Here is a 13,820-nt window from a genome sequence, read left to right as displayed (position 1 = left end):
TGCTCAGTAGGTGCCCGGGTAGGCCCCGCCGTCGGCCAGCACGTTCTGCCCCGTCATGTAGGCGGCATGCATGCTGCACAGGAAGGCGCAGATGGCCCCGAACTCCTCGGGCGTACCGAAGCGCTGGGCGGGGATGTTCTTGCGACGCGCATCCATGATGGCCTCAAGAGGTTGACCGGTTTTTTGCGCCGCGCCGCTCATGGTGCCGCGCAGGCGGTCGGTGTCGAAGGCGCCCGGCAGCAGGTTGTTGATGGTGACGCCTTGCGCCGCGAGTTTGGTACGCGCCACGCCGGCCACGAAGCCGGTCAGGCCGCTGCGCGCGCCGTTGGACAGGCCGAGGATGTCGATGGGCGACTTGACCGAACTGGAAGTGATGTTGACGATGCGCCCGAAGCCGCGTGCCGCCATGCCGTCGACCGTGGCCTTGATCAGTTCAATGGGGGTCAGCATATTGGCATCCACCGCCTTGATCCAGGCGTCACGGTCCCAGTCGCGGAAGTCACCGGGCGGCGGGCCACCGGCATTGGTCACCACGATGTCGAAGTCCTTGCGCAGCGCAAAAACCGCGGCCCGGCCTTCGGGCGTGGTGATGTCGGCGGCAACATACTGAACGCTGGTGCCCGCGGGTTTGACCTTGTCCGCCTTCAGTTTTTCAGCTGCGCCCTTCAGCGTTTCCTCGCCGCGCGCCACGATCAGCACATGCACGCCTTCGCGCACCAGCGCCTCAGCGCAACCCAGACCCAAACCCTTGCTGGCGCCGCAGACCAGCGCCCATTTGCCTGCAATACCCAAATCCATAATAATTCCTCATTACAACCACAGGGGAGAGCGGCTCATGATACTGAGTAAATACAAAATGCAGGCGGGAATGGTTATCGCTCCCCTGCTCACATCCATGCTGGTTTTCAGTGCGGCGGCACAGGCCCAGCCGCAAGGCGAGGCCGTACTGATCAAGCGCGCAGCCCAACTGCGCGAAGGTCCGGGCGAATCGGCCCGCAGCCTGGCCCCGCTGCCGGTTCAAACCTCGGTGACCCGGCTGGGCGAGCGCAACGGCGCGTGGATCAAGGTCCGCACAGCCGACGGCACCAGCGGCTGGGTGCACATGTTTGACATCACGGCCCCCAGCTCGCAGGCCGGTGCCGGCACCGGTGCACTGCGCAGCCTGTCGAGCTTTTTCAACAAGGGCAGCGCACAGGCGCCGGGCGGCGCAGTTGCCACATCCACCGTCGGCATTCGCGGCCTGGGTGCGGAAGACCTGGCCAATGCCGTTCCCAACCTGGCGGCCGTGGCGCAAGCCGACGCCAACCGTGCGAACGCTGCGCAAGCCCGGCAGTTCGCGGGCAGTGCCTCGCTGAACGTCCGGCAGGTCGATCCCCTGCCCACACCCACACCGCCGGCTGCCGCACCCAGCGCCAGGACCGAACAATACGGCGGCTAAAAACAAGACAAGAGGCCCCGCAATGAATCTTCACACCCTCCAAACACTGGCAACGCCCGCACGCCGTGCGTTTTTTGTATTGGCCCTGCTGGCCGGCCTGCTCCCTCTGGGCGCTCATGCCCAGGATGCAGGCAAAGCGCTGGGCGGCCTGTTCCAGTCACTGATACGCCCGAACCAGCCGGCGCAACCCGCCCCCGCGCAACCCAATTCTGCGGCCGGCCTGGCCGGCGCATTGCTGGGCGCCAGCCTTACACCGGGCGGACAGCAGGCGGCCCAAGGTGGTGACCTGTTCCAGCTGTTGTCACAATCGCTGGATCAGATTGACGAGCCACGTGAAATCCAGATCGGCCAGCAACTGGCAGCCGTGCTGCTGGGCAGCAAACCGCTTTACCCTGACGTGGCTGCGCAGCGCTATATCAACCAGTTGGGCCGCTGGATCAGCCTGCAGTCATCGCGGCCCGACCTGCCCTGGACCTTCGCCATCCTCGACGACCCCGGCTTCAACGCATTTGCCACGCCAGGCGGTTATGTCTTCGTCACCAAGGGCCTGATGGACCGCGTGGCGGACGAAAGCGAACTGGCCGGCATCCTGGCCCATGAAATCACCCATGTCACAGCCAAGCACCACCTGATCGCCATGAACAAGGCGGCACGCGCCGGCCTTCTGACGCAGGTGATCAGCTCTCAGCTGAAGAGCGACCTGGGCGGCCTGGTGTCGTCGCAGTTGCTGGCACTGGGCAAGAACATGTACACCAAGGGCCTGGACCAGCAGGACGAGTTTGACGCCGACCGGACCGGCGTGGCTCTCGCCGCGCGCGCTGGGTTCGATCCCTACGGCCTGGTGGCGGTGCTGCAGCAACTGCGCAGCGCAGCGCCGGACGATGCGCTATTTGCCCTGTCGCTCAGCACCCATCCACCGGCACAGGTTCGCCTGAACCAGCTTGAGCAGGCTATGGGTAACCGGCTCGATGCTTACGCGGGCCAGCCGTCCGTCACGGTAGCGCAGCGAATGAGCGCTTCGAACCGCCGGCCTACGGCAAAGAAGTAGAGCCCCCACGCTCCCCACTTCGTGTGGTTCGCTGCCCCCCCCGAGGGGGCGCTGCGCCTGCGGCCCCTGCTGGTGAAGAGCTCTGCTGTTATGTCCGGCTTCTGGTGAAAACAAAGATGCCGGCGATAACCAGCACCGTTCCCGCCGCCACCCAGGCCGTGAACGGCTCACCCAGGATCAGCACACCCATCAGGATGGTGGACATGGGGCCCACCATGCCGGTTTGCGCGGCCATGCCGGCGCCGATGCGCTCAATGGCCATCATCACCATCAGCACCGGCACGGCAGTACACAGCGTGGCATTGAGCAGTGACAGCCAGATTACCTCCGGCGCCACGGCCGCTGCACTCAGGGGCCGCAGCAACACGAACTGCAGCAGGCAGCACAGGCAGGCCACAGAGGTAGCCAGCCCCACCAGACGCAATGAGCCGAGCCGCCTGACCATCTCACCGCTGTAAACCAGGTAGAGCGCATAGCTCACCGCGCTCAGGAACACCAGCAGCGCACCCCAGGCAGCGTCCGCACCCTGCAGCGTGATCTCGTGGCCGAACACCAGCACCACACCGCAGTAGCTGATGGCCATGCCAATGATTTGCAACCCGCCGACGCGGCGCTTGTACATCACCAGCCCCAGCAGCAAGACCAGCGTGGGGTTGAGATAGAGGATCAGCCGTTCCAGCGACGCACTGATAAATGCCAGGCCGGCGAAGTCCAGGAAGCTGGCGAGGTAGTAGCCGGTAAAACCGAGCCAGAGCACGCCCAGCCAGTCTTTGCGCGTCAGCGGCGCCTTGCCCCGGCTGGCCCACCACGCCATCACCGCAAAGATGGGCAGCGCAAACAGCATGCGGTACATGATCAGCGTGACCGCATCGACGCCGTAGCGGTAAGCCAGCTTGACAATGATGGCCTTGCCGCTGAAGGCAATCGCTCCGAAAGTGGCCAGCAGCAAACCGGGCGCTATGCTTTTAGTAGCTGCTTGCGCCCGTCCTTCCTGGCCTGGCAGCCTCTTTGTATCAGATTTATCGCTCAAGGTCGCTTCTTAAAAACCCACGGCCTGGCCGTCGCGGCGTGGATCACTCGCCGCCACATAGCCCTCGACCTTGGGGTTGCCGGCGCGCCAGATGAACTGGCCGGCGCCGAAGTCCTGGTAAGAGTCGTTGATGACCTCCATGCGGTGGCCGCGGTCGGCAAGGCCCTGCACGGTACTCGGGTCCATCGTGGCTTCCACATTGATCTCCAGGCCGGCGTTGTAGCGCCAGCGCGGTGCATCGCAAGCCACCTGTGGGCCCTGGCCGTAGTCCAGCATGCGCACCAGTGTCTGCATGTGGCCCTGCGGCTGCATGTTGGCGCCCATCACGCCATAGCTCATCACGGGTTTGCCGTCCTTGCTGAGGAAGGCCGGAATGATGGTGTGGAAAGGCCGCTTGCCCGGTGCAACCTGGTTGGCGCCCGGTTGCAGGCTGAAGGCGTGTCCGCGGTTCTGCAGGCTGATGCCGAACTCGGGCTCGACACAGCCCGAACCGAAACCCATGTAGTTGCTCTGGATGAAGCTCACCATCATGCCGTCTTCATCGGCGGCCGTCAGGTAGATCGTTCCGCCCTTGACGGGATTTCCCGCGCCAAAGTCCTGTGCCTTTTTCATGTCGATGAGTTTGGCACGGGATGCCAGATACGCGTCATCGAGCATTTGCTCGGCCGTCACCTCCATTGACGAAGGCTCAGCCACGTACCGGTAAATATCGGCAAACGCCAGCTTCATGGCTTCGATCTGCAGATGCTGGGAATCCACGCCATCGACCGGGAGCCCGGCTACATCGAACTTATCAAGGATGCCCAGCGCAATCAGCGCCGCAATACCCTGCCCGTTGGGTGGGATCTCGTGCAAGGTGTAGCCACGGTAATCCTTGCCGATGGGTTTGACCCATTCCGGCTTGTAGCTTTCAAAGTCTTTGGCGGTGATGCTGCCGCCGTTTTGTGAAGAGAATTTTTCGATGGCTTGGGCAATGGCACCACCGTAATACGCCGTGCCCTTGGTTTGCGCAATTGACCGCAGCGCTTTGGCCGCGGCCTTGAACTGGAACAGTTCACCGACGTTCGGCGCCCGGCCCCAGGGAAGGAAAGATTGGGCAAAGCCCGGCAGCGACTTCAACTCCTCCGTAGCGGCCGCCCACTTCTGCTGCACCACGGGCGGCAACAAATAGCCGCGCTCGGCGATTTCAATTGCAGGCTCCATCAGGTCGGCGAAGGGCAGCTTGCCGAAACGCTCGCTCAAGGCCACCCAGCCGGCAACCGCGCCTGGCACGCTCACGGAATCCATGCCGCGTTTGGGCGGCGTCTGCGCATCGCTGCCGTATTTGCGCTTGAAGTAATCCGGCGTCCAGCTTTGCGGCGCGCGGCCCGATGCATTCAGTCCATGCAGTTCCTTGCCGTCCCAGAGGATGCAGAAAGCATCGCTGCCCAGGCCGTTGCTGACAGGTTCGACGATGGTCATGGCGGCGGCAGCGGCGATCGCGGCATCTACTGCATTGCCGCCCTTGAGCATCATGCGCAAACCGGCCTGCGCGCCCAACGGGTGCGAAGTCGAAACAACGTTACGGGCAAACAGCGGCAGGCGGGTGGAGGTGTAGGGGTTGCTGTAGTTGAAATTCATGGGTCACCTGTTGAAGGCAAGGCAAAGAAAAAATGGGTGCCGGCGGTCATGGCGTGCAACCGCAGGCGGCAAAGTCAAACTGACCGGCATCGTCACCACCGGTGGCGCGATGCGGTGAAAGGTATCAATCGGCGCTGATTTTCCGCTCGACAATGATTTTCTTCCACCTGGCCGTGTCCGTCTTCACCATGGCCGCAAAGGCCTGCGGCGTACCGCCCGTGGGTTCGGCACCCAGCCTGGCGAAGCGGTCCTTCACGTCGGCGTCGGCCAGGGCGGCATTCACGGCCTGGTTGACCTTGCCTGCCAGGTCCGGCGGCATGCCTTTGGGGCCGTACACCCCAAACCAGGTGACCGACTCAAAGCCCGGCAGGGTTTCCGCCACCGCCGGCAGATCGGGAGCGAGCGCCGTGCGTTTGAGGCTGGTAACCGCAAGGGCCCGCAGCTTTCCGTCTTTCACATGCGGCATGCCGGTGACGAAGGAGTCGAACAGCACGTCGATCTTGCCGCTGATCAGGTCCGGCATGGCCAGCGCCGTGCCGCGGTAAGGGATGTGCAGGATGAAGGTCCCCGATTGCGCCTTGAAGTACTCGCTCATCAAGTGGATGATGGTGCCGTTGCCGCTGGACGCATAGTTCAGGCGTCCGGGGTTCTTGCGGGCATGATCGATGAATTCGCCCATGGTCTTTGCCGGCGACGTGTTAGGCACCAGCACGACGTTGGGGGAACTTGCCACATAGGCAATCGGCGTGAAGTCTGTTTCCGCGTTGTAGGGAATCCGGGGGTTGACGGCCGGCCCGATGCTGTGGGTGCTTGAAGTCGCCAGCAGCAGCGTGTAGCCGTCAGCAGACGATTTGGACGCCGCATCGGCGCCTATCGTGCCGCCGGCACCCGGCCGGTTTTCAACCACGACCGTCTGGCCGATTTTCTCGCCCAGCTTTTGCGACAGGGCCCGTGCCAGGATGTCCGTCGCACCGCCTGCCGGAAACGGCACGATCATGCGAATGGGTCTGGACGGGTAGTTCTGGGCCATGGCCGGGCCCGCGAAAGTTACGGCGGAAGCCGCAGCCAGGAAAATAATATGTCTACGTTTCATCTGGCCATTGTGCAACGATTTTGAGCGCCGACTATGTAGCAAACAGGCAAAACAAAAGGCACCCGAAGGTGCCTTTTTTTATGTGTTTCCCGTCGATCAGTCAGCTTCAACGAAAGCTTCTTCCCGTTTGTTTTTGATGCTCGGCAGCAGCACGATGGCCAGCAGCAGTAGGGCGGCTCCCAACAGTCCGGCCGACAGGGGACGCGTCACAAACACGCTCCAGTCGCCACGCGAAAGCAGCAGGGCCCGGCGCAGGTTCTCTTCCATCATGGGGCCCAGGATGAAGCCCAGCAGCAAGGGAGCGGGTTCGCAGCCGAGCTTGACGAACATGTAGCCGATCACACCAAAGATGCCCACCATCCAGATGTCGAAGGTGTTGTTGTTGGTGGAGTACACGCCAATCGCGCAGAAAAGCACGATGGCCGGGAACAGGTAGCGGTAAGGCACGGTCAGCAGCTTGATCCACATGCCGATCAGCGGCAGGTTCAGGATCACGAGCATCGCGTTGCCGATCCACATCGAGGCGATCAGGCCCCAGAACAGTTCGGGGTTGCTGGTCATGACCTGCGGGCCCGGCTGGATGTTGTGGATCGTCATCGCGCCCACCATCAAGGCCATTACGGCGTTGGGCGGGATGCCGAGCGTCAGCAGCGGAATAAAGGAGGTCTGCGCGCCGGCATTGTTGGCCGACTCAGGGGCTGCGACGCCGCGGATGTTGCCCTGACCGAAAGGCACTTCACCAGGCCGCATCTTGATTTTCTTCTCAAGGGCGTAACCCGCAAAAGCGGCAAGCAAGGCGCCACCGCCCGGGAGAATCCCCAGTGCCGAACCCAGGAAAGTACCCCGCAGCACGGCAGGCGCCATGTTCTTGAAGTCTTCTTTGGTGGGGAAAAGTCCCGAGACCTTGGCGGTGAAAACCTCACGCTCATGCTCCGGCTGCGCCAGATTGCTGATGATCTCGCCATAGCCGAACACACCCATGGCGATGGTCACGAAACCAATGCCGTCAGTCAGTTCGGGAATGTCAAAGCTGAAGCGGGCAACACCGGAATTCACGTCGGTTCCGACCAGACCCAGCAACAGGCCCAGCACGATCATGGCAATCGCCTTGAGCAGCGAGCCGGAAGCCAGCACCACGGCGCCGATCAGACCCAGAATCATCAGCGCAAAATATTCAGCAGGGCCGAATTTGAAGGCCAGTTCGGTCAGCGGCGGTGCAAACGCGGCCAGGATCAAGGTGCCTACGCAACCGGCAAAGAAAGATCCCAGGCCTGCCGCGGCAAGCGCGGGGCCGGCCCGGCCTTTTCTCGCCATCTGGTACCCGTCAATACAGGTCACCACTGAAGACGACTCCCCTGGCAGATTCACCAGAATGGCGGTGGTGGAGCCACCGTACTGGGCGCCGTAATAAATACCGGCCAGCATGATCAGCGCCGACACGGGAGGCAGCGCGTAGGTGGCCGGCAACAGCATGGCAATCGTAGCCACAGGGCCGATACCCGGCAGAACACCAATCAAGGTACCCAAAATACAGCCGATCAGGCAGTACAACAAATTGATCGGCGTGAATGCCACGCCAAAACCTATCGACAAATGATTTAGCAATTCCATTTTTTATTCTCCTTAGCCGATAAAGAATGGCCAGACCGGGAACTGCAACTTGAGCAGGACGACGAAAGCCAGGTAACTGCCGATGGCCAGCACCGTCGCAAGAATGAAGGTGTTTTTGACCTTCCAGCCCTCTTCGGCCATGCTGGAAATGAAGGTCAGCGCATAAATCGCCACGATCATGCCCATGGCGGGAATCTTGATGCTCGGCAAACCGGCCAGCAAAATGCCGAATAGCAGATTGGCCAGAATGATGAAAATGAGGGGCTTCCAGGCCCACTTGCCGATCTTGTCGCCGCCTACGGTTTCCACCACCAGCGCCTTGAAGGTAATAACACCTCCCAGAACAGCCATCAAAATACCCAGCATGAGGGGGAAGTACCCCGGTCCCATACGGGCACCTTCACCTACGTTGTAGGTGGTTGCCCCCCATGCGAACGCCACACCGACGCCCATGAACATGAGGCCGGAGAAAAAGTCTTTCTGACTCTTGATATTCACGGCTGTCTCCTCAATACATATAAAAGAAAGAATCGGTGGATTGTGCATTCAATCACCCGGCCCCCGCCATGTGGCTTTCACTTACCTTTCGCAATCTTTTGGCTTACCTCTTGCTTACATCGAGGCCGGACCCTGTGAAAACCCGCAATGCCGGAATTGGCTCGCGGTCTCTCAGGACAAGGGCGGGGTGGAGGCCAAAATTTCCTCGATGGTAGTCAGACCCTCTGCCACTTTCAGCGCGCCGGCCAACCGAAGCGGGCGCATACCTTCGCTGACCGCCTGGCGGCGCAGCGCATCGATATTGGGCTCTTTCGAGACCTTTTCCTTGAAGCCTTCCGTGACGGTCAGCAGCTCATAAAGACCCATGCGCCCACGGAACCCGGTCATCCGGCAATCCACACAGCCCACCGGCTTGTACGGCCGGTAGCCGCCGCTGATTTGCCAGGGTTTGACCAGGTCGGCGAGTGTTTCGCGTGAGGCGGCCTCGTCGGGCTGGCGGCAATTGCTGCACAAGGTGCGTACCAGCCGCTGGGCCAGCACACCCAGCAAGGTGGCATTGATCAGGTAGGAAGGAATACCAAGTTCCATCAGGCGGGAAACCGCCGATGGGGCGTCATTGGTATGCAGCGTGCTGAAAACCAGGTGACCGGTCAGCGCCGCCTGCACGGCCATCTCGGCGGTCTGCAGGTCGCGGATTTCGCCCACCATGATGATGTCCGGGTCCTGCCGCATCAACGCGCGCAGCCCTTCGGGAAAATCGAAGTCCAGGTGCGCCTGGACCTGCGTCTGGTTAAAGGAGGCCTCGATCATTTCAATCGGGTCCTCAATCGTGCTGACGTTGACCTCTTCAGTCGCAAGCCGCTTGAGGGTCGAATACAAGGTGGTGGTTTTGCCGGAACCGGTAGGCCCGGTGACCAGGACAATGCCATAGGGCCGCTTGACCAGCTGCTCCCAGCGTTCGGCGTCATGCTGCGAAAACCCCAGCGCATCGAGGTCCTTGACCGTGGTGTCCGGATCAAAAATACGCATGACCATCTTCTCGCCGAAGGCCGTGGGCAAGGTGGACAGGCGCATCTCCACTTCGTCGCCGCGCGGGTTGCGGGTCTTGATGCGGCCATCCTGCGGGCGGCGCTTTTCCACCACATCCATGCGGCCCAGCAGCTTGATGCGGGCGGTCATGGCGTTGTGCACGCCCATGGGCAGCTGATACACGGGATGCAGCACGCCGTCGATGCGAAAGCGGATCACGCCCTGCTCGCGCCGCGGCTCCAGGTGAATGTCGCTGGCGCGCTGGTCAAAGGCGTACTGCCAGAGCCAGTCCACCACCTGCACCACGCCCTGGTCGTTGGCGTCCAGCTGCTTGTTGCTTTTGTTCAGCTCAACCAGTTGTTCAAAGCTCGCCGACGTCGCCCCACCGCCGGCCTTGATCGCCGCCTTGACGGATTTGGCCAGTGCAAAAAATTCGGCGGTGAACTTGGTGATTTCGAGGGGGCTGGCAACCACCAGCCGCACACTGCGCTTGGCCTGGCGCTCGACTTCCTGCACCCAGTCGGTCACAAAAGGCTCCGAAGTGGCAATCACCACTTCGCTGGAGGTCACTTGCACCGGCAGCACCTTGTGCCGCTCGGCGTACATGGCGGACATGGTGTCCGCCACCTTGCCCACATCCACCTTGAGCGGGTCGATCCGCAGATAGGCAAGGCCGGCCCGGCCGGCCAGCCACTGCGTAATCGTTTCCATGTCCAGGGGTTTGCCGTCGGCCACACGTGTCATGCCGACACTGGCAAGCCGGGTCAGGGGCGGCTGCGCACTTTGCACCTGCGAGCAGCGTGCAATCGTTCGCTGCGCTTCGGCCGCGCTGATGACACCATCTTCACTGAGCCATTCAACCAGCATGCGCCAGTCCAGCAGCCCGGTGTGGGTCTTTTTCACGTGCAGGTCTTTGGGGTGTTTGGGGTGCGTCACGGCGCTCATGGGTCGCACTGTACCCCATCCACCCGGGTCTTTACCATCCACCCCGGCCGCATCATTACGCCGCCGGTGCGAAGAGCCGCAGCCATTTTTTGGCAGGCAGCTTCCAGTACGACTCAATGACACCGGCTTGCTGCAGCAGGTCGGCCCGCTCGGGACGTGTAGGGTCGCGTTGGGCCAGCACCACAGTGTTGCCTTCGCGCGTAGGCCGGAACGCCCAGACCGCCTCGGGTCCAAACGCTTCCGCGATTTTTGTCAGCGATTGCAAGTAGCTCGAGTCACGGCCAAAAAGATTCACCGTCATCACGCCGTCTTCTGCCAGGAGTCCACGGCAGTCCTCATAAAATTCCGCGCTATCCAGCACCGGTGCCGCCGCTTCGTGGTCATACAGGTCGACGTGCAGAAAGTCCACCGTCCCCTGGTGCGCAGGCTTTTTGATTTCCAGCGCCGCATCGGCCTCAATGACATGCAGCCTCAGGTCGTCCCGCGGCAGCTTGAACCAGAGCCGGCAGGCCGTGATCACTTGCGGATTGATTTCAATCGCCGTGGTTTTCATGCGCAGCTTTTTATAGCAAAACTTGGTCAGCGCGGCAGAACCCAGGCCCAGCTGCATCGCATGCTTTTTGGACACAGCCGCCGCGTCGGTGAACAGCAACCCCGCCATCATGCGCTGTACGTACTCCAGTTCGATGTCATACGGTGCATCGCGCAGCATGGAGCCCTGCACCCACTCGGTGCCTAAGTGCAAAAAGCGCACCTCACCGTAGTCGGAGAAATTGACTTCGGGTAACTCGGCCACCGTTTTCGCTGCTTCTTTTTTCGACATCAAACCAATCCATGCTTTTCAAAAACTTCACGCCAGGCAGCGAGTTTGCGCTCAAAGCTCCATGATGCATTCGCCGGGCTGGTAGAAGGCAGTTTGTAGACCGGCAGGCCCAGCTGCAAGGTGTGCTTCGAATGCTTGAAACTTTCGCCGCCATTGTGGGCAATCGCTTCCAGCGCCGGACACAGTCGCCGCAGGCTGGCGAGGTCGTTGACCTGCGCATTGCGGATCGCGCTGTCCAGGCTGCCTTCGCGCTCACAGGCAGCGTACACGTCCCACAGGCCAAGCCCTTTTGACAAAAGCCATTCGCTACGAATTTGATAGCTGCTAGCGCCCGTCCCCATTGGCCCATCGGGCCAAATGGTTTGCAAAATCTTCCAGAAATGGTTTTGCGGGTGGCCGTAATACTGCTGCGCAGCCAGCGAGGCGACGCCCGGAAAGCTCCCCAGTACCAGCAGGCGGGTGCCGGGAGAAACCAGCGGCGCCAAGCCCGCCAACACAGGTTTCGCGGTGCCCTTTTTCACGCCAGAAGGGCTCCCAGTTTCGGCAGCGCCCGCAATGCGTTGGCAGTCGTTGCGGCCGCCAGCGACGCGAGCGAAATTCCCCGCAAATCCGCCACCTGCTGCGCAATGCGCGGCAACTCGCCCGGTTCATTGCGGCCCTGGGCCTGACCCGCTTCGCGCTCCGCCGCTGTTTTGTAGATCCAGTGAGGCGGGATATCGGGCGAATCCGTTTCCATCACCAGCGCCTCCAGGGGCAGTTCTGCCGCCAGGCGCCTGAGTTGCAAGGCAGGCTCAAACGTGACGGCGCCGCCAAAGCCCAGCTTCAAGCCCAGCTTGATGAATTCTCCCGCCTGTTGCTCGCTGCCATTGAACGCATGGCCGATGCCGTGCCAGCCGCCTTCGGGCGCCAGGTCGCGCAGGTGCTTGAGCAGCTTGTCGGCCGAACGCCGCACGTGCAGGATGACCGGCAGGCCGTGCTTGCGCGCCAGCTTGAGTTGTTCACGGTAAAAGTGCTCCTGGCGTTCACGCATCGGGCTTTGTGTCAGGGCAGGCACAAAATAATCAAGGCCGATTTCACCCACCGCGACCAATCGCGGATCAGACCGCCTCAACGCAAGCTCGTTATCCAGCGCCTGCAGGTCGGCGTCTTGCGCCTGGGGCACACACAGCGGATGGATGCCCAGCGCATAGCTGTCGGAAAAACGGTATGCCAGCACACGGACTGCCTCGAAATTGAACACGCCCACCGCCGGCAGCACGCAGTGTGCAACGCCTGCAGCGGCAGCCCGCGCACGAACTTCAGCGACATCGGCGGACAGTTCACCGGCGTCAAGATGGCAGTGTGTGTCTATCCAGAAAGTCATTCAGTCAATGCGGTAGGCACCCGGGATGCGAAAAGAAAAGGTGCAGGAAAAGGGGAAGACCTGGCGCAGGCCTTGCTTGCGGAAGATGTTGACACAGAAATGAAATCGGGACACGCTATGCTTTTTTTGAGGAAATGCACACGCAATTCGTTACCGTTTTTTGCCCCGATCTCTTTTCGTCAACCTCTGTCAACCACCGTCGACTGATAACCCAAGGAAAAGCCAACATGAAATTATCCCGTCTGATGAGCCACATTCTCGGAGCCGGCCTCGTTGTTTCAAGCATGGCCAGCCCCGCCTGGGCACAAGACCAGAAGTTGCGGCTGATTACCTGGGCCGACTATGTCCCGGCTGATGTCGTGGCGCAGTTCAAGAAAGAAACCGGGATCGACGTTGAGCTGACCCTCTCGAACAACGAAGAGATGATTTCCAAGCTGCGCGCCACCGGCGGCGCCGGCTTTGACCTGGCCCAACCCTCGCAGGATCGCATCACCGGCCCGCAGCAGGAGTTCGGCATCTACAAACCCATGGACCTCAGCAAGATCAAATCCGATCTGTTCATCCCGTCCATGCTGGAAGCCACCAAGAAAAACACCACGCTGGACGGCAAGGTCTACGGCCTGCCGCACATCTGGGGTACCGACGGCCTGGTGGTGAACACCAAGCTGGCCAAGATGACCGACTACCCTGACCTGTGCAAGGCCGACGTCAAGGGCAAGACCGCCGTGCGCCTGAAGCGCCCCACCCTGCTGGCCTTCGCCTTTGCTTCCGGCAAAGACCCGTTTGCGCTCTACAAGGACCCGAAAGCCTACGGCGCGCTGATGGACGAAGTCGGCAAGACCATGATCGCCTGCAAGAGCAACATCAAGTTCTACTGGGACAACAAGGATCAGCTGCTCAACGGCATGCGCGCCGGTGAAGTGGTGGGCGCCATGATGTGGGACACCGGCGGCTGGAAGCTCAATGCCGAAAAACCTGAAATCCAGTTCATCGCACCGAAGTCGGGCGCGCTCGGCTGGATCGACACCTTCGCCATCCCGGCCAAAGGCCGCAACGATGCCGCCGCCTACGCCTGGATCAACTTCAACATGCGCCCCGAAATCGCTGCCAAGGTCGCGGGTTCTGCCGGCAACTTCACCGCCTCCAAAGGTGCCGACCAGCTGGCCGATCCCAAGCTCAAGGCCCAGTTCGCCGCCAGCTTCCCTGAAGCCGCGTTGAAAAACGTGAAGTGGTATCCCGCAGTGCCTGCAGGCATCGAGGACATCGAAGGCCGCGTATTAGACCGCGTGAAAGCAGCCCAATAACCGGCAACCGGCCTATCA

General features: G+C 61.5%; 13 protein-coding genes. 3 read left to right on the top strand and 10 right to left on the bottom strand.

Annotated features, from left to right (window positions below; translation table 11 throughout):
• Positions 1-3: 3 nt before the first annotated feature.
• The gene (locus AC1D1J_RS20675) at positions 4-798 is read right to left on the bottom strand and encodes an SDR family oxidoreductase (RefSeq protein ID WP_477685912.1); all 795 of its coding nucleotides are present in this window, start codon (positions 796-798) and stop codon (positions 4-6) included.
• A gap of 37 nt (positions 799-835) precedes the next feature.
• Here AC1D1J_RS20675 and AC1D1J_RS20670 point away from each other — a divergent pair, with 37 nt between their 5' ends.
• Positions 836-1,438 (top strand): SH3 domain-containing protein, encoded by a 603-nt coding sequence (locus AC1D1J_RS20670; RefSeq protein ID WP_477685913.1) that lies wholly within the window; start codon positions 836-838, stop codon positions 1,436-1,438.
• 22 nt (positions 1,439-1,460) lie between these two features.
• A complete protein-coding gene (locus tag AC1D1J_RS20665) occupies positions 1,461-2,486 on the top strand; it encodes a M48 family metalloprotease (protein ID WP_477695736.1) in 1,026 nt (341 codons plus the stop codon).
• 88 nt (positions 2,487-2,574) lie between these two features.
• Here the strand turns inward: AC1D1J_RS20665 and AC1D1J_RS20660 are convergent, their stop codons facing one another.
• From AC1D1J_RS20660 to AC1D1J_RS20620, 9 genes are all read right to left on the bottom strand, one after another.
• On the bottom strand, positions 2,575-3,489 hold the full coding sequence (locus AC1D1J_RS20660; RefSeq protein WP_477695763.1) for a DMT family transporter: 915 nt from the start codon (positions 3,487-3,489) through the stop codon (positions 2,575-2,577).
• Between the two features lie 36 nt (positions 3,490-3,525).
• Positions 3,526-5,136 (bottom strand): gamma-glutamyltransferase family protein, encoded by a 1,611-nt coding sequence (locus tag AC1D1J_RS20655; protein WP_477685915.1) that lies wholly within the window; start codon positions 5,134-5,136, stop codon positions 3,526-3,528.
• Positions 5,137-5,260: 124 nt separating this feature from the next.
• Positions 5,261-6,229: a Bug family tripartite tricarboxylate transporter substrate binding protein gene (locus AC1D1J_RS20650; RefSeq protein WP_477695735.1), complete on the bottom strand. Its 969-nt coding sequence runs from the start codon at positions 6,227-6,229 to the stop codon at positions 5,261-5,263.
• A 96-nt stretch (positions 6,230-6,325) separates the two neighbouring features.
• Positions 6,326-7,840, bottom strand: coding sequence for a tripartite tricarboxylate transporter permease (locus tag AC1D1J_RS20645; protein ID WP_477695734.1), 1,515 nt, complete (start codon positions 7,838-7,840; stop codon positions 6,326-6,328).
• Positions 7,841-7,852: 12 nt separating this feature from the next.
• Positions 7,853-8,338 (bottom strand): tripartite tricarboxylate transporter TctB family protein, encoded by a 486-nt coding sequence (locus tag AC1D1J_RS20640; protein WP_477685917.1) that lies wholly within the window; start codon positions 8,336-8,338, stop codon positions 7,853-7,855.
• A 171-nt stretch (positions 8,339-8,509) separates the two neighbouring features.
• Positions 8,510-10,312, bottom strand: coding sequence for a type IV pilus assembly ATPase TfpB (gene tfpB, locus AC1D1J_RS20635; protein ID WP_477685918.1), 1,803 nt, complete (start codon positions 10,310-10,312; stop codon positions 8,510-8,512).
• A 55-nt stretch (positions 10,313-10,367) separates the two neighbouring features.
• Positions 10,368-11,135 (bottom strand): class I SAM-dependent methyltransferase, encoded by a 768-nt coding sequence (locus tag AC1D1J_RS20630; RefSeq protein ID WP_477685919.1) that lies wholly within the window; start codon positions 11,133-11,135, stop codon positions 10,368-10,370.
• A complete protein-coding gene (locus AC1D1J_RS20625; RefSeq protein WP_477685920.1) occupies positions 11,135-11,656 on the bottom strand; it encodes a DNA-deoxyinosine glycosylase in 522 nt (173 codons plus the stop codon). Before AC1D1J_RS20625 ends, AC1D1J_RS20630 begins: the two co-directional genes overlap by 1 nt.
• Positions 11,653-12,498 (bottom strand): TatD family hydrolase, encoded by an 846-nt coding sequence (locus AC1D1J_RS20620; RefSeq protein WP_477685921.1) that lies wholly within the window; start codon positions 12,496-12,498, stop codon positions 11,653-11,655. Before AC1D1J_RS20620 ends, AC1D1J_RS20625 begins: the two co-directional genes overlap by 4 nt.
• Positions 12,499-12,725: 227 nt before the next feature.
• Between AC1D1J_RS20620 and AC1D1J_RS20615 the strand changes: the two genes are divergently transcribed.
• Positions 12,726-13,802, top strand: a complete 1,077-nt coding sequence (locus tag AC1D1J_RS20615; RefSeq protein WP_477685922.1) for an extracellular solute-binding protein — start codon at positions 12,726-12,728, stop codon at positions 13,800-13,802.
• Positions 13,803-13,820: the final 18 nt, after the last annotated feature.

The organism is Polaromonas sp. P1_F8 (assembly GCF_056405635.1).
This window is presented reverse-complemented; position numbering and strand designations above follow the sequence as displayed.